Annotated in this window: 15 protein-coding genes; 5 read left to right on the forward strand and 10 right to left on the reverse strand. The window is 42.2% G+C overall.

The annotated features are described in order from the left end of the window. Positions 1–2 precede the first annotated feature (2 nt). Both NST73_RS09460 and NST73_RS09465 read right to left on the reverse strand, forming a co-directional pair. Positions 3–1598, reverse strand: a complete 1596-nt coding sequence (locus NST73_RS09460; protein ID WP_342499556.1) for a T7SS effector LXG polymorphic toxin — start codon at positions 1596–1598, stop codon at positions 3–5. A gap of 168 nt (positions 1599–1766) precedes the next feature. Further along, positions 1767–2186, reverse strand: coding sequence for a MarR family transcriptional regulator (locus NST73_RS09465; RefSeq protein WP_052463405.1), 420 nt, complete (start codon positions 2184–2186; stop codon positions 1767–1769). Positions 2187–2356: 170 nt separating this feature from the next. Between NST73_RS09465 and NST73_RS09470 the strand changes: the two genes are divergently transcribed. Further along, positions 2357–3880, forward strand: a complete 1524-nt coding sequence (locus NST73_RS09470) for an MDR family MFS transporter (RefSeq protein ID WP_017359534.1) — start codon at positions 2357–2359, stop codon at positions 3878–3880. Positions 3881–3921: 41 nt separating this feature from the next. Here the strand turns inward: NST73_RS09470 and NST73_RS09475 are convergent, their stop codons facing one another. The 5 genes from NST73_RS09475 to NST73_RS09495 form a co-directional block, all read right to left on the reverse strand. Beyond that, positions 3922–4791: a class II fructose-bisphosphate aldolase gene (locus NST73_RS09475; RefSeq protein ID WP_024718283.1), complete on the reverse strand. Its 870-nt coding sequence runs from the start codon at positions 4789–4791 to the stop codon at positions 3922–3924. Between the two features lie 2 nt (positions 4792–4793). Then, a complete protein-coding gene (locus tag NST73_RS09480) occupies positions 4794–5252 on the reverse strand; it encodes a fructose PTS transporter subunit IIA (protein ID WP_178930230.1) in 459 nt (152 codons plus the stop codon). A gap of 15 nt (positions 5253–5267) precedes the next feature. Beyond that, positions 5268–6683, reverse strand: a complete 1416-nt coding sequence (locus NST73_RS09485; protein WP_039167833.1) for a PTS fructose transporter subunit IIBC — start codon at positions 6681–6683, stop codon at positions 5268–5270. A 12-nt stretch (positions 6684–6695) separates the two neighbouring features. Beyond that, positions 6696–7610 (reverse strand): 1-phosphofructokinase, encoded by a 915-nt coding sequence (pfkB, locus tag NST73_RS09490; protein ID WP_041092776.1) that lies wholly within the window; start codon positions 7608–7610, stop codon positions 6696–6698. 130 nt (positions 7611–7740) lie between these two features. Continuing rightward, positions 7741–8517, reverse strand: a complete 777-nt coding sequence (locus tag NST73_RS09495; RefSeq protein ID WP_007499235.1) for a MurR/RpiR family transcriptional regulator — start codon at positions 8515–8517, stop codon at positions 7741–7743. Positions 8518–8677: 160 nt separating this feature from the next. On the opposite strand from NST73_RS09495, the gene NST73_RS09500 reads away from it, so the two are divergent. Further along, positions 8678–10084 (forward strand): phospholipase D family protein, encoded by a 1407-nt coding sequence (locus NST73_RS09500; RefSeq protein ID WP_342499538.1) that lies wholly within the window; start codon positions 8678–8680, stop codon positions 10082–10084. A 12-nt stretch (positions 10085–10096) separates the two neighbouring features. Here the strand turns inward: NST73_RS09500 and NST73_RS09505 are convergent, their stop codons facing one another. From NST73_RS09505 to NST73_RS09515, 3 genes are read right to left on the reverse strand one after another with little or no spacing between them, the layout of a single operon-like run. Further along, positions 10097–10582 (reverse strand): DMT family transporter, encoded by a 486-nt coding sequence (locus NST73_RS09505; protein ID WP_024718278.1) that lies wholly within the window; start codon positions 10580–10582, stop codon positions 10097–10099. A gap of 21 nt (positions 10583–10603) precedes the next feature. Further along, a complete protein-coding gene (locus NST73_RS09510) occupies positions 10604–11290 on the reverse strand; it encodes a Crp/Fnr family transcriptional regulator (protein ID WP_041092782.1) in 687 nt (228 codons plus the stop codon). A 13-nt stretch (positions 11291–11303) separates the two neighbouring features. Further along, a complete protein-coding gene (locus NST73_RS09515; RefSeq protein ID WP_008343684.1) occupies positions 11304–11729 on the reverse strand; it encodes a DMT family transporter in 426 nt (141 codons plus the stop codon). A 212-nt stretch (positions 11730–11941) separates the two neighbouring features. Between NST73_RS09515 and NST73_RS09520 the strand changes: the two genes are divergently transcribed. The 3 genes from NST73_RS09520 (at position 11942) to cysI (ending at position 17146) form a co-directional block, all read left to right on the forward strand. Then, positions 11942–13369, forward strand: a complete 1428-nt coding sequence (locus NST73_RS09520) for an aldehyde dehydrogenase family protein (RefSeq protein WP_135008810.1) — start codon at positions 11942–11944, stop codon at positions 13367–13369. A gap of 213 nt (positions 13370–13582) precedes the next feature. Further along, positions 13583–15394 carry an assimilatory sulfite reductase (NADPH) flavoprotein subunit gene (locus tag NST73_RS09525; protein WP_340936643.1) on the forward strand — a complete coding sequence of 604 codons (1812 nt, stop codon included), beginning with the start codon at positions 13583–13585 and terminating at the stop codon, positions 15392–15394. Between the two features lie 33 nt (positions 15395–15427). Beyond that, complete coding sequence (cysI, locus tag NST73_RS09530; protein WP_342499539.1) at positions 15428–17146, forward strand: assimilatory sulfite reductase (NADPH) hemoprotein subunit; 1719 nt, start codon at positions 15428–15430, stop codon at positions 17144–17146. Positions 17147–17169 lie beyond the last annotated feature (23 nt).

Here is a 17169-nt window from a genome sequence, read left to right on the forward strand (position 1 = left end):
CGTTATTCATTATAATAGATATGGTGATCACCATTTGGTCCATATATATTTGAATATCTTTCTTTTTTAAAATCATAATTAAATGGATCGGCACCCTCTTTTGGTTTCCCTGCATGAGTGTGTAATTTTCCATCATTAGTATGTTGTACTATAACTCTTTTTCCTTTTGGGGTATCAAATTCATAGTACCGACCATGGTGAGTATGGTTAGAACTGTACTCATAATTACGATGTTCTTGCCCTTTCTTAAAAACATTATCTCCTACTTGCCATTGACGAGTAGGTTGTTGAGATCTAGGTATCCCCCCTAAATCCTTAGCGTGTCGCAAAGCCCTTTTTCGATTAAATCCTTCTGGACTTTGAGAACTTAACCCTATCTTCCCATGAAACCCTTTTGCCCCAAATGGCAAAAGCATCCCCAAAGCCGCATTCATACTCGCTTCCTGCTGTTCTTTCGAGATTTTATTCCCAAACATATCTCGACCCGTAATCGCTTCGCTAAAGCCGTTGGTCGCGGTGAGTCCATATAAGCCTTTTTGTGATGTTTTCAACGCATCGAAAGACTTCTGTGATGTCTTGTAAATGTCTACTGCTCTGACTGCGGCGGACGTGGCTTGAGTCGTTTTATAGACGGCTTTTCCGCCTTTGAAAATCCGGCCCGCCCATCCGACAATCGGGATGTAGCCTGCTGCTGCCATGCCGCCTGCGGCGACTCGCTGGCCTGCGGTGAGTTCTTCACCTGTGATCGGATCGACACCTGTTGCGGCACGTTTTGCATCGTTCACGCCTGTCAGTTCATTGACGATATTTCCTCCGTAATCAAGAGCTTTTTCATACCAAGGACGGTTGGCGAGCGCTTCTTGTTCCTTTGCGATCTTGCGGGCTTCTTCTTGATCTTTTTTGATTTTTAGATATTCAGAAGTTTGCTTCTCAATATCGCTTTTTGCCTTGTAGATTTCGCTATTTTGATACGCTTTCTTGTCAAAATTCATAGGCAAAATGGATTTTCCGTCATTTGTCGCATTCATCATTTCTGCGTACAATGCCATTGTAGCCTTCTCCTCAGTCTCTGACAAAGCATATTCATCTTTTAGATTTTGATCAAGTTCTATTAAATCTTTAACCGTTTTCTTCCGTTCATCTTCCGCATCTGCAATCTTTTCGTCAAAGGTTTTACTATCAAATACCTCCAGAGAAATGAGGTCATCAATATCTTGAAAAATCGTTTTGAGTGCCTTTTTTTGATCCTTCACGATGCTTTTGGCATTCTTGATTCCCATATGTACAGCGTTGTCTAAAAAGTGTTCTTCTACAAAGGTGTCGCCGCCAAAATTTGTATCATCAAGCGTTCCAGAAACACCTTCATGAAAGGCTTTTTGTTTATCAATGAAGCTAATAAACATGTCCACATTTCCGGCGAGTTCTTTGTAGAAGCTTTTAATGTTATCGGCACCTTTTCCAGTGAAGTCGTCACCGAGATTGGCAACACCTTGTAATGCCTTTTTTAAATCTATCATTTGTTCGCGGAGTTCCTGATAGTGTTTTGCCCTTGTATCCATGGCACTGGTTAGTGCTTTTGCATCAAGTATCTTGCCCAGAAGAATTCACTCCTTCCTATTCATTGACGAGGTCAATTTTACCAACACGAAGTTTGTCATTAAATAGGAATAAAGATACAAAAACAGTACTTAATATGTAAATGATCAGAAGCATATCCTCGCTATTTTATTTTTCAAAGAAAAGCACCCCCTTAACATTGTGCTCTCTTAAGACTTAGACTTAAGCAATTGTAGCTCTTGGTCCATAATATCTGCTGCTTCGTTAATAAATTGAATGATCAAGTCTAAATCTTCTTGTTTGTATTCGTTTGTGAGCTGTTTAGTTGATGCCGATAAAGATTGAAAGAGTTCCTTCACCTGTGATTTCCCAGCCGTTAATGGAACAATGATGACTCTTCGCTTGTCTTTTGGGTCCTTCTCCCTTTTGACGTAGCCTGCTTTTTCTAACCGGTCAATGAGAGCTGTGACCGCACCTGAGCTGAGACCGGTTTTTTCACTTAATTCACCTGCTGTGAGTGGTCCAAGTTCGTTTAACAAATCTGCTGATTTGAGATCTGTTGGGAAAAGGCCGAGCGATTGAGCGGCTGCTTGGTGAAATAGGACTGTTCGTGTAGCAAGGCGTCTCATCGTATGAATGATCTGGTCCGCTCGATCTTCTGCCTCGTTCTTTGTTGACAACTTGTTCTCCTCCCTTTAAAATCAATTTATCTTGATCATCAAGATAAATGTTCTCTTACTTTATAATTAACTTGATCATAGCAAAAAAGTGAAGAGAACGTAAGCAGGGGGTAAATGAAATGAATAACGTGGATCATAAAGGCAAGGCATCCACTCGCTTTGTTGTCATCGGGTTGCTGTTAGGGATTTTTATGGCAGCGATGGACAACACCATTGTCGCAACAGCAATGGGAAGCATCGTCGCCGATTTGGGCAGTTTTGATAAATTTGCTTGGGTGACTGCTTCTTATATGGTGGCAGTGATGGCCGGTATGCCGATTTATGGAAAGCTTTCAGATATGTATGGTCGAAAGCGTTTTTTTCTGTTTGGACTTATTTTCTTTTTAATTGGATCTGCGCTGTGCGGCATCGCACAAACGATGGATCAGCTTATTATTTACCGTGCGATTCAAGGACTTGGAGGCGGTGCTCTTCTTCCGATCGCTTTCACGATTATCTTTGATATCTTCCCGCCAGAAAAGCGCGGGAAAATGTCCGGTATGTTTGGTGCAGTTTTTGGTCTATCCAGTGTATTAGGACCGCTGTTAGGAGCAATTATTACGGATTCGATCGGCTGGCATTGGGTGTTTTATATTAACGTACCAATTGGTATCGTCAGTGTGTTCTTGATCGCCAAATTTTATCAAGAATCGCTCGAGCATCGTAAGCAGAAAATTGACTGGTCAGGTGCCATTACACTTGTCGTTGCGGTTGTCAGTTTAATGTTCGCTCTTGAGCTTGGCGGTAAATCGTATGCATGGGATTCTGTTCAAATCTTGACACTATTTGCTGTGTTTGTTGTCTTTGGCACCATCTTCTTCATTGTTGAACGGAAGGCAGAAGAACCGATTATTTCATTTTGGATGTTTAAAAATCGTCTGTTTGCGACATCTCAAATCTTGGCGTTTTTATATGGCGGGACGTTTATTATTCTAGCTGTCTTTATTCCTATCTTCGTCCAGGCGGTGTACGGTGAATCTGCAACAAGTGCCGGGTTCATTTTAACACCGATGATGATTGGTTCCGTGATTGGCAGTATGATTGGCGGAACGATGCAGACGAAAGTACCTTTTAGACGATTAATGACCATCTCTGTGATTTCATTTTTTGCTGGGATGCTGCTGCTTGCCAATATGTCGCCTGATACAGCAAGATTGTGGCTTACGCTCTTTATGATGATTTCAGGTTTTGGCGTTGGATTTAGCTTCTCCCTTCTGCCATCTGCTTCAATGAATGATCTCTCTCCGCGCTACCGCGGCAGTGCTAATTCTACCAATTCGTTCATGAGATCACTTGGGATGACTTTAGGCGTGACGATTTTTGGAACGATTCAAACCAATGTCCTGACAAATCGTTTAGCAGATGCTTTTAGCGGAATGAAAGGAGCTTCTTCTCAAGTTGGTGATCCACAAGCCATTTTCCAAGAGGGGGCACGCTCACAAATTCCGCCTGATATTTTAAATAAAGTGATTGATGCGATGTCACAAAGTATTACGTATGTATTTATGATTGCTTTATTCCCGATTGCACTTGCGGCGATTACGGTCGTATTTATGGGAAATGCACGAGTACGTACATCAAATGAAATGAAAGAAAGCGAATAATGTGAAAAAAGCAGAGTGATGCGGCTCTGCTTTTTTTCATCTTATTGATATAAAAGTTGGGCTTTTCCTTCACTGCCAACGATCTTTATTTTAGATGTGACCATGTCTTTGGCTGCTTGTTTTGCTTTTTGTAAATACATACGCGGATCTAAGCTTTCAGGTTCGTTTGAGAAATGATCACGAATCGCTTCAGAGTATGCATTTTTCAGTTCAGTGGACACATTGACCTTTGCCATACCGAGTGCGACACATCTTTTGACATCCTCATCTGGTACAGCTGAACCACCATGAAGGACAAGCGGCACATCGACAAGCGCTGCAATTTGTTCAATGCGGTCAAAGTCGATATCCGGCACCCCTTTATAAATGCCGTGGGCCGTGCCGATCGCAGGTGCTAAAGTAGGTACACTAGTATCTTCTACAAATTGACGGCATTCTGATGGAATGGCTTTTTGAGCATCCTTTTCATCCACGACAATATCATCTTCTACCCCGCCTACCTTGCCTAACTCGGCTTCTACATTCACACCTACTTTTAAGGCAAGGTCCACCACTTCTTTTGTGCGGCGTACATTTTCTTCATATGAATGCATGGAAGCATCGATCATAACGGATGTATATCCCGCTCGTATACAAGTAAGAATCACATCAAAATCAGTGCAATGATCAAGATGAAGGCCGATTGGTATTTGGTATTGATCAGCTGCCGCCTTTACTGTATCTGCAATGGCTTTTGCGCCAAGCGATTGGACCGTGCCAACCGTTGTTTGCAAAATGACAGGTGATTTTAATTCAGCTGCCGTTTCGAGTACCCAGTAAATACTATCAAAGGAATGTACATTGAATGCGACAATTCCGTATTTTTCTTTTTTTGCTGCTTCAAGCATAGGTGTTGTGGAAAGTAAAGGCATGGTCAAACATCCTCTCTCGTCAAAATATCTGTTTTTAATACAGCGAGCATTTCTTCATTTGTTCTTGTTTCGAGCAGTTTTTGCCGTTTCGTTTCATCCATTAATCCGCGTGAAAGAGCAGAAAGTGCTTGTAAGTGAGTGGTTCCTGCTTCACTTTTTGGAATGAGTAAGGATAAGAAGAAAAAGCAAGGCTTCCCATCAAAAGCGTCCCATTCGATTCCGGTTTCTGTACGAACGATGACGAGTGCCGGTACTTGAATGGCGTCTGACTGTGTATGCGGAATGGCAAATCCATCTTGAAAGCCGGTTGTACTCAGAGCTTCTCTTTCAGCTAGTCCTTTTTTGACTGCCTCAGGAGATGTACAAATCCCTGCTTCAGAGGCAATGTCAGCTATGGCTGCGAAAACGCCAGCCTGTGAAGAAGCGGTTTCATGTAGATTCATATAAATATGTTCCATCATTTCTCTTCCTCCCTATTAAACTGCGGGTTTGTCTATTTTCTTGCGGTAAAGTCCGTATAGAATCGCACCTACAAGTGAGCCGATGAGTATGGAAAGCACCCACTGGAATGCGCCTGTGACGACTGGAAGGACAAGGAATCCGCCATGCGGAGCTGGAACCTGTACGCCAAAGAGATACGTCAATATAGCAGAGATGGCGGAACCAAACATGATAATTGGAAGGACAACGACTGGGTTTTTTGCTGCAAATGGAATGGCTCCTTCGGTAATATGAGTCGCTCCGAGAATATAGTTGATCATCCCAGCATTTCGTTCTTGTGGTGTAAAATGTTTTCGGAAAATCGTTGTGGCAATCGCAATGATAAGCGGCGGTGTGATACATGCTGCTGACACCCCTGCCATGAAGTAAAGGTTACCTTCTGCGAGTAAAGCCGTTCCTGTGACATAGGCTGCTTTGTTAAAAGGTCCTCCCATATCAAATCCACACATGGCTCCAACAATTAAACCTAAAAGCAATGGATTTGTGGATTGAACTGAGGAGAGAAAATCCATTAATGAATTATTTAGCCCTGTGATTGGAACTAATAGCGGGGTCATGACAGCCCCAATTAAGAAAATACCAATGACAGGATAGATGAAAATTGATTTTAATCCGTCAAGTGATGCTGGTAATTTTTGAAGCAGGAATTGAAGAAGTACGATGATATACCCTGCTGCAAAACCTGCGATAATACCACCTAAGAATCCAGCGCCTCCATCGTTTGCAAGCAAGCCACCGATAAATCCGACAACCATCCCTGGGCGTTTGGCGATTGAATCAGCGATAAATGCTGCTAAAATAGGCACCATTAAGCTAAAGCCGAGTCCGCCAATGTTTTTCAAGTAGGCAGCAAACGGATGATACGTTTCATGCTGAGGATCAGCTGAGTAAATACCGAATAGAAAAGATAAAGCAATTAAGACCCCGCCTCCAACAACAAATGGAAGCATATGTGATACACCGTTCATTAAATGTTTGTAGATGGTGTGTATCCACTTATTCGCTGACTTTTGTTGAGCTGATGAAGGCGCAGATGTTTTTTCTGTTCCAGAAGCTCTTCCTTTCACTTGATGAACGGGGGCTTCTCCATTGATAATGCCCTGAATCAGTTCATTTGGTGTGCGAATCCCCTTTGCTACAGGCACTTCAATGAGTGGTTTGCCGTGAAAGCGATCTGTATTCACATCTTTGTCAGCAGCGACAATGACCCCATCGGCCTCCAAAATGTCTTGATCCGTTAAAGCGTTTTCAATTCCTACTTGACCATGCGTTTCAACTTTGATGTCGACCCCTAATTGCTCAGCTGCGATTTTTAATGCCTCAGCTGCCATAAATGTGTGCGCAATGCCTGTTGGACAGCCAGTGGCAGCGACAATTTTCTTGCGGCTCATGTGAACTCCCCCTTATATGTTCTGAATGTGTATTTGCTCAATTAATGAATCAATGTCATGTAAATCACTTAACCCTTTTGAAAAGGCGGTAGATGCCCCTGTTGCAATGCCGTATCGTAAGCATTCTTCATGAGGTTGTCCTTCCAGCTGTTTACTTAGGAATGCAGCGAGCATGGCATCACCAGAACAAGCCGTGTTTACGACCGTTCCTATTGGTGCATTTCCTTTTAATACGGCTTCGTTTGTAAGGAATAGTGCACCTTCTCCTCCTCGGGAAATGAGTACTTGCTCTGCACCCATCTCGATCAGCTTTCGTCCTGATTCAACGAGTTCTGTTTCTGATAAACGGTGGGTTTTCCCAAAAAATGCGGCAATCTCTTCTTCATTTGGTTTTAGTAAATATGGTTTGTATTGAAGTGTTTCTAAAACCGCTTTAGAGCTTGTGTCTAAAATAAATTTCACGTTGTTTTGATGACAAATAGCGGCTATCTCTGAGAAAATGCTAGCAGGAACGCCTTTAGGCAGACTGCCTGACATAATGAAGATGCTGCCTTTTGGAATGGTCGAGATTTTTTCGCGAAAGGCATCAAGCGCTTTTGCCTCAATAGCAGGTCCTTGATTCACAAGCTTGTATTCTTCCGTTGTGTTAATAAATACATTAATGCGTGTAATCCCATCCACTGGGATAAAATCAGTTTGAATGGAGAGATCGTTTAACGATTGTTCAATATATGAACCTGAAAACCCAGCAATAAATCCTAATGCAGTGCTGGTGAAGCCATATTTCTTTAGCATAATGGACACATTAACACCTTTTCCATTCGGCTGATAATCCTCATCTTCAGTGCGGTTGACTGTATCTGCCCGCATTTCTTTTAATGCAATATATAGGTCAATAGCAGGATTTAAGGTGCAGGTATAAATCAATTGGTTTCACCTTCTTTCTTTTCTCTAAAGAAAGTATCTCATACGATTCAGTGAAAATGTTTTCAGATTGTGTAAAGGTTTTCACGGTAAAAAGCCTCCCATCATAAAGTGTGGAAGGCTTTTTGAGTGTTTATTTCATCCGAATCACATAGGCGTCTAGTAAAATGCGGGCAATGACATGAAGCGACAGGCGGGACCTGACTTCATAATCTGGGAAGAATGATTGTTCCCCTTTATATCCGACGAGTGTCATATCTGATATTTTACTTAATGTAGAATCAATTCTAGTTGTGACCGTAATGGTCGTGACCTGCTTCATACTGAGGTTTTGGCAGGCTTCCACTAGTTCCGACGTTTCTCCATTTAATGAAACAAAGATGGCAAGCTCGTTTTTATCAATGTCACGCGATTTGAGCCGAATGATATTCGGGTCGTCATGAACTTCACATGTTTTTCCGATGAGCTGCAATTTGATGGTCATCTCTTTGGCGATCATCTCTGAAAAGCCTCTGCCAAAAATATAAATTTTGTCTGCATCATGGATCTTTTGAACCGCATCCTCAATTTGCCCAATACTTTGCAGTTGAATCGTCTTTAAGACCTCTTCTTCATTTTTTCGAATGGCTAGTTTGATGTCTTCGTCAATATTTTTTAGTTGATCACTATCATCTGTCATTTTCTTTTCTTGTTTCAATCGATATTTAAAGGATGTATAGCCATTGTATCCGATTTTCTTCATCAGTCTGACAATGGTCGCCGTCGACACGTTGGCTCTTTCACTTAATGTGACGATGGATAAGGTGGAGATATCCTCTAAATGCTGGTGAATATAATGCAGTAAATAACGTTCTGTTTCACTTAACGTTTGGTACACATCACTTGGTATATTAAATAATGGTTCATTCAATGCGATTCCCCCTTACTCATTTCATACTATAATTAAATGCCCTATGAAAACAAGGTGATTCTTTTATCCTGTATTTTTTATTAGAAAGCTGGATGAGTGAAATTTTGTTTTTAACATAAGCTAACAAAAAGAACGGTTTGTGTGAAAGGAGTTGATCACTGTGCTTCAATTCTTGTTTTTTCTGATCCTTTTATATGTGGTGTATGTATTTTTGACCGCATTTGTCTTGTTTTATTTACCGTTTCAAAAAACTTGTAAGGAACATTGCATCTATAAAGCTTCTTCCATCTCAGGAGACGACCAAGGCATAAATCAAGTCATGCTGCTTGATGACGGATTTGAATCGGGTCAAGTGAGAGTTCAAATGATTCGCGAGGCTAAAAAGAACATTCGTTTGAGTTATTATTCCATTCAAAAAGGAAAAACCGCCGAATGGGTGCTTGGTGCTTTAATTGAAGCGGCTGATCGAGGAGTAAAAGTTCAGCTGTTGTTAGATGGCATTTGCCATAGCCTGCGTGGACCGCTAAAGCATTTGCGTTATGCTGTGGCGAATCACCCGAATATGGCCATTCGTTTTTATGAGCCTTTTCGTTTGTTCAAGCCATGGACGTGGCATAACCGCCTTCACGATAAGCTTCTTTTGGCAGATGGCAGGGTCGCTGTCATGGGCGGCAGAAATATTGGTGATAAATACTTTGCAGATCAGCCGCCGAAAGACTTTGCATATGACCGAGATGTGCTGCTTTACAATGCCAAAAAGGGAAAAGTATTAGATGAAATGGAACAGTATTTCGTTTATTTGTGGAATCATGATTTTACGAAAAGAACGAAAGATGTATTTTCCAAGGCAAAAGCGAAAAAAGGAAAAAAGCTAAGAAAACAGCTACTTCGATCTTATCAGGAAGCCATTCGTACAAAAGAACCCTTTGTCATGTCCACATATGATTGGGCAAAAGACGCCATTCGTGCAAAACAGATTGCATTTTTCACAAATCCAGTGGAACGCTTAAATAAACGTCCGCTCGTCTTGAAAAAGTTAAACGATCTCGCACAGCGGTCAAAGCGTTCGGTTCTTATCCAGACGCCTTATGTCATACCGACACGGCCAATGAAAGACGGACTCACGCCATTACCAAGTGATATTCAAACGACGATCGTGACGAATTCTCTTACAGCGACACCAAACCCTTTAGCATTTGCAGGATATTTAAGCACGAAAAAGGAATTGATGGAAACAGGTGTTCATTTGTATGAATATCAAGGTCCGTATTCAATTCACGCCAAATCAATGGTCATTGATGATAACTTAAGTATTATTGGAACATATAATCTAGATGCAAGATCCAGCTTTTTAAATACTGAATCGATTTTGGTGATTGATAGTGCACCATTTGCGTTATCTCTTACGGAAGCAATCGAACGAAAAATCGCTTATAGTGTTCTCGTAGCGAAAGATCGAACAGAATATAAAGCAAGCGACTATGGACAGAAAAAAAAGCCTTTCATGAAAAGGCTCCTTTTAACTGGTTTATCTACCATAACGGTTTTATGGCGGCGGTTGATTTAAATAAAAGGGCAGCTACTTTTGTGGCAGCCCTTTTTCTCTGGACTGCTCCTCTTCTACTGGTTCAAGCTTGGTTAACTTAAATACGAGGATTCCTGCCACAATGACAAGTACACCTAATAATTTTGTAAAAGAAAATGTTACTTTTTCTAACCCAAGCCAGCCAAGCGAATCAAATAGAAGCGCACAACCTAGCTGGGAGGTGAGAACAATCGAGATTCCATAAGTGGGACCGAGACGTTTGATGCTCTGAACAAGACAGATGACAACGCCTACCCCGATGGCTCCGCTTATCCAGTACCAGGCTTCCATATGCCTTAATTGAAACATGCCGGTTCCTTCTAACAAAAGACCCATCAAAAGTGAAGCGATAAAGCCCATTCCTAGAACTAGCGTCGTTGTTGACCAAGAGCCTGTATGCTCATTGACTTTACTATTAAAAATGGTTTGTAAGCTGACAAGTGCCCCAGCAGTGACAGCTAATATTATTCCTATGATCATATAAAAGTCCTTTCGTTTCTTCTATTCATAAATGTTGTGTTCTGCTATTTCTAAAAGCCCTTTTTGATCACAAATCGTAATCTTTCCTCTTCGCCTTTCAATCAGCCCTTTTTCTTGGAACTGCTGAATGACCCGGTTAATATGGCGGTAGCTTGTTCCAATTAAGCTCGCTGCATCCGTGAGGCGAAGCGTGCGTGCGTGCGCGTCATCATCACCTGTTAAAACAGACAATAAATAGCTTGCAAGCCTGACCTCTACAGGGTATAAAAGGTGGAAGCTTAGATCATTTGATTTTGTATAAAATTTGTTTGTGATGCCCTTAAGCAAAAAGGTTAAAACTCGAGGATCGTCCTTTGCATGACGCATGAGGGCTTGATGAGAAATCCTGAGCATATGTACTTCTGTAACGGCTTCAACTGTATTGACCATATCTGTCTGCTGAACGTATTCAATATCTCCAATCGCTTCAAGAGGGTTTTTAAAGCAAAGAATAAATGTTTTTCCTTCTTTTGTGGTGGTGAAAATCTTTAATTTTCCTTTCACCAGCAAGTACATATACTCCCTTTTATCCCCTTTTGAACAAATCAGCTCACCTTGCTGATAGCGCCACAAGCTCACATGTGAGATGAGTTTTTGATGAAAGACATTCTGTAACTGATGCGTCTTCATATAAGAGGAAAAAAGAGATTCATCATGCAGCTCCTCCATCTGATGCCCTCCTTTATAGTTTTAAGATGATGACGCCTGCAATCATTAAAAAGATACCTGCATAATGGGGCCATTTCATTTTTTTCTTCTGAACACCAAACCATCCTTTTGCATCGATGGCAAAGGTAAACGCAAGCTGTGCGATAAGTAAAGCAGCGATGGTGAGTGTCACACCAATGATTTGAATGGCAGTGACCTCATTAAAGATAATAATGGCTGCAAATGCACCTCCAATTAAATAAAGAGGCTGCACTTTTTTGTATTCCTTAAAGTGGCCATCCCGTACGATGAGTAAAATGACGAGAGAGATGATAAACCCTGTCAGCTGCGTGATCGTTGCCGCCTGCCACGTCCCGATATCTTGACTAATTCTGGCGTTGGCTACGCCTTGCAGTGTAATACAAGCGCCTCCTAATAATGCAAAAATAACACCTTTCATTCGTTCAAAAGCTCCTTCTTTTTTCAGTCTAGTTTCATTAAATGATAGATGCCCTCATGTTGAAAAGGACATATGTCCCACTTTGCGTATTATATCAGAAACTTTTTCTCATGCAGTTTCTCCGTTTTAGATTTTTCACAGTGGGTACAGTTTTATATGAGCTGAAAACAGAATATTGGATTCAATCACATACAAAAAGGAGACATGTCAGAATGAGAAATCAAGAGAAACACTTTATTAATGGAGAATGGGTCGCATCAACAGGAAACGAAACGACGGAGGTCATTAACCCTGCGACAGAGGAAGTCATTGGCACCATTAGTTTAGGAACGAAAGAAGATTTAGATCAAGCTGTCAAAGCAGCTCGAGCCGCCTTCCCTTCTTTCTCAAAAACATCTCGAAATGAACGAGTAGAAATGTTGGAAAACATTGTGCGCGGGTACGAAAAACGCAAGGATGAACTTGTAGAAGTGATGACAAAAGAGCTTGGTGCACCGCTGAAAGTATCCGAAGAAGTTCATTACAAAATGGGTTATGAACATTTTTCTAAAGCAGCGGAAGCACTGAAATCTTATACATTTACCGAAGACCGCGGTGGACATACGATTATAAAAGAGGCGATTGGTGTCAGCGGATTGATTACACCGTGGAACTTCCCGACGAATCAGACATCTCTTAAAATTGCGGGTGCCATTGCGGCAGGCTCAACAGTTGTCTTAAAACCAGCGGAAATTACCCCTTTTGCTGCGATGATTCTTGCAGACATTATTGATGAAGCAGGTGTACCGAAAGGAGTCTTCAACTTAGTAAACGGAACGGGTGACGTGATTGGTGACGGCATTAGCTCACATCCTGATATTGACTTCGTTTCATTTACAGGATCAGGTGCCGTCGGCTCTAAAATTATGGAAAACGCAGCGGATAATGTGAAGAAAGTAGCACTTGAGCTTGGCGGAAAATCCCCTCTTATCGTCTTAGACGATGCAGATGTGGACGAAGCAGCAGAAACAGCTATTCATCATATTGCAATGAACACAGGTCAAGTATGCTCTGCAGCTACACGTGTGCTGATTCCAGAATCAATGAAAGACAAGTTTGAAAAAGCGCTGCTGAACGCCCTGCCGAAGTTTACAGTTGGTGATCCGAGAGAAGATCACGCTACTGGCCCGCTTGTTTCTAAAAAGCAGTGGGATACGGTGCAATCTTATATTGAAAAAGGAATCGAAGAAGGTGCTACCCTTCTTGCTGGGGGAACTGGAAAGCCAGACGGAATCGATAAAGGATATTTCGCCAAGCATACCATTTTCACCAATGTGAAAAATGATATGACCATTGCGCAAGAAGAAATCTTTGGGCCAGTCATGAGTGTGATCACGTATCAAGACCTCGATCATGCCCTTGAGATCGCCAACGATACAGTGTATGGTCTTGCCGGGTATGTTGTTGGTCAAGATGAAAAAACATTAAAATATGTCGCTGAACATATTCGTGCCGGTCAAATCACCATTAACAATGCTGAAACAGATTACTTTGCCCCATTTGGCGGTTTTAAGCAGTCTGGTATCGGAAGAGAATGGGGAGATTTCGGTATCGAGGAATATTTAGAAGTGAAAGCTGTGATGGGGCTTCCAACGGCGTAAGTCAGGCGAAAAAGAGGAAAACGGTGATCCGTTTTCCTTTTTTTGTGCCCTCTCCCCTATTCATCCGTGTTTTGTCATTAGAAATCTTAATCATGACAATCAATATTATATATTTTACTTAATGGCAAACTTTCGGTAAAGTTCAAATTGAACCTATATATATAATTCCTATCGAATTAATCTATGTTTATATTCCTTGTGAGGTGGATATTGTTGCAACTTCATGTATTGAACAGTCCGTTTAGCCAGGAGCAGGCAGAGTTACTCAATCAGCTGCTTCCGACTTTAACAGATCAGCAAAAAATTTGGCTTACTGGTTATTTATCAGCGCAGGCAGCGCTTGCCGGCTCAGAAGCTGTCACTCCGGCGCCTTCTGCCGCAGCACCTGTACAGCCTGTGAGCAAAGATGTGACCGTGCTTTATGGGTCGCAAACAGGCAATTCCGAAGGGTTAGCAAAAAAGACAGCCCAGCATCTTGAAGAGAAAGGCTTTCAAGTGACGCTCTCTTCTATGTCCGATTTTAAACCGAATAATCTGAAAAAAATAAACAATTTACTGGTCATTGTCAGCACACATGGCGAAGGAGATCCGCCGGATAATGCCCTTTCGTTCCATGAATATGTTCACGGCAGACGTGCGCCAAAGCTCGATCATTTAAGCTTTTCTGTCCTTTCATTAGGTGACAGCTCATACGAATTCTTCTGTCAGACAGGAAAAGAATTTGATGAACGCTTCCAAGAGCTTGGCGGTACTCGCCTGTTTGACCGAGTGGACTGTGACCTTGATTATGATGAGCCGTTTTCAGAATGGCTTCAAGGTGTTGCCTCTTCTTTGAGTGAAGGTGAAGCTGTCTCACTGCCGCAAGAATCAGCGGGAGCCAACAGTACGGCCGTTTCTGAATATTCAAGAACGAATCCTTTTTATGCTGAAGTTCTTGAAAATATCAACTTAAATGGGCGTGGATCTAATAAAGAAACACGTCACTTAGAGCTTTCGCTTGAAGGTTCAGGTCTCGTGTATGAGCCAGGTGACAGCCTTGGCATTTACCCGACAAATGATCCTGCGCTTGTCGACGAACTGATTCAAACATGCGGGTGGAATGCAGAAGAATCCGTCACCGTTCATAAAAATGGAGACACTCTTCCTTTAAAAGAAGCACTCACCTCGCATTTTGAGATCACGGTTTTAACAAAACCACTTCTTCAAAAGATCGCTGAACTGACAAAAAGCGAATCCTTGCATGCCCTTTTAGAAGAAGGAAACGAAGAAAAACTGAAAGAATATATCGCAGGCCGGGACTTAGTAGATGCGGCTCGTGATTTCGGTCCTTTTGAAGGAACCGCCGCAGATTTCACAGCCCTTTTAAGAAAAATCCCTGCACGCCTTTATTCCATTGCAAGCAGTCTCAAAGCAAATGACGAAGAGGTTCATTTGACGATAGGGGCTGTCAGATATGATGCGCACGGCAGAGAACGCCAAGGTGTCTGTTCGATTCTATGTGCAGAGCGCCTGCAGCCAGGTGATACGTTACCTGTTTATATTCAGCACAACCAAAACTTTAAGCTTCCTCAAGATCCAGATGCACCGATCATTATGGTAGGACCAGGCACAGGCATCGCCCCTTTCCGTTCATTTATGCAGGAACGTGAGGAACTGGGTGCAAACGGAAAGTCATGGTTATTCTTCGGTGATCAGCATTTTGTGACGGATTTCTTATACCAAACAGAATGGCAAAAGTGGTTAAAGGATGGCGTCTTAACGAAAATGGACGTGGCTTTTTCAAGAGATACTGAGGAAAAAGTATATGTCCAGCACCAAATGAAGAAACAAAGCAAAGAATTATTTGAATGGCTTGAGCAAGGTGCTTACGTGTATATTTGCGGAGATGAAAAGCATATGGCGCATGATGTTCACAATACCCTTCTATCCATCATTCAAGAAGAAGGTGCGATGAGCAAAGAAAAAGCAGAAAGCTATCTTGCCAACTTACAGCAGCAAAAACGCTATCAGCGTGACGTTTATTGATTTGATGCTTGAAAGAAAGGAGCTTTTACTTACATGGTGAAGACAGCATTAACAGCGCCGGATGGACCTCCGAGCGACGTAGAGGAAATCAAAGAAAAAAGTGATTATTTACGGGGTACGTTAAAAGAAGTGATGCTTGATCCGATTTCAGCGGGAATTCCGGATGATGACAACCGTCTGATGAAGCATCACGGCAGCTACTTACAAGATGATCGTGACCTGAGAAATGAACGACAAAAACAAAAGCTTGAGCCTGCCTATCAATTTATGCTGCGTGTCCGTCTGCCTGGCGGAATCGCCACATCTAAGCAGTGGCTTGTGATGGATGAGCTTGCTCACAAATACGGAAACGGTACGTTAAAGCTGACGACTCGTGAAACCTTTCAGCTTCACGGTATTTTAAAATGGAATATGAAAAAAACCATTCAAGAGATTCATTCTACTATGCTTGATACAATTGCTGCTTGCGGCGACGTGAACCGGAATGTCATGTGTACATCAAACCCCTATCAATCAGAAGTGCACCATGATGTATACGAGCTGGCGAAAAAATTAAGTGATGACCTGCTCCCACAAACAAGAGCCTATCATGAGATTTGGCTTGATGAGGAAAAGGTTGCGGCAACGCCAGATACGGAAGTTGAACCGATGTATGGTCCGCTTTATTTGCCAAGGAAATTCAAAATTGGTGTGGCGGTCCCTCCTGCTAACGATATTGATGTCTTTTCGCAGGATTTAGGCTTTATTGCCATTATCGAAAACGATCAACTGGTCGGTTTTAATGTCGCAATTGGCGGCGGAATGGGTATGACGCATGGTGATACAGCGACTTATCCGCAGCTTGCAAAGGTCATCGGCTTTTGTACACCTGAACAGGTCGTAGAAATTGCCAAACAAGTCATCACCATTCAGCGTGACTACGGAAACCGTTCCGTGCGAAAAAATGCCCGCTTTAAATATACGGTGGACCGCCTTGGTCTTGAGAATGTAAAAGAAGAGCTTGAGCGCCGTCTTGGGTTTACTCTTTTAGAGGCAAAGGATTATCACTTTGATCATAACGGTGACCGTTATGGCTGGGTAAAAGGCATTAATGGCAGATGGCATTATACGATGTTTGTAGAAGGCGGACGCATCACAGATTATGATGATTATCCGCTGATGACAGGCATCCGCGAAATCGCCAAGGTTCATACAGGTGACTTCCGTTTAACAGCCAATCAGAATTTAATCATTGGGAATGTGACAACTCATAAAAAGAAACAAATCGAACAGCTCATTCAGAAGTTTGGTTTATCAGACGGCCAGCAGCACTCTGCCCTGCGCCGCAGCTCAATGGCTTGTGTATCTTTGCCAACTTGCGGCTTAGCGATGGCTGAAGCAGAGCGCTACCTTCCTCGATTGATTGATAAAATCGAAGACATCGTTGAAGAAAACGGATTAAGTGATAAAGAAATCACCATTCGAATGACTGGTTGTCCAAATGGCTGTGCTCGTCATGCGCTTGGAGAGATTGGATTTATCGGAAAATCACCTGGTAAGTATAATATGTATCTTGGTGCCGCATTTGATGGCAGCAGATTAAGTAAATTATACCGTGAAAATGTGGGTGAGGAAGACATTCTAAAAGAACTTGGCTCTATTCTCCCCCGCTACGCAAAAGAACGAGAAGAAAATGAACATTTCGGCGATTTTGTCATTCGGGCAGGGATTGTGAAAGAGACAACAGATGGAACGAATTTTCATGTGCAATAAAAAAGAGACAGGAACCATCCTGT

This window comes from Bacillus sp. FSL W7-1034, assembly GCF_038593365.1.
In the GTDB taxonomy this organism is placed as follows: domain Bacteria; phylum Bacillota; class Bacilli; order Bacillales; family Bacillaceae; genus Bacillus; species Bacillus altitudinis.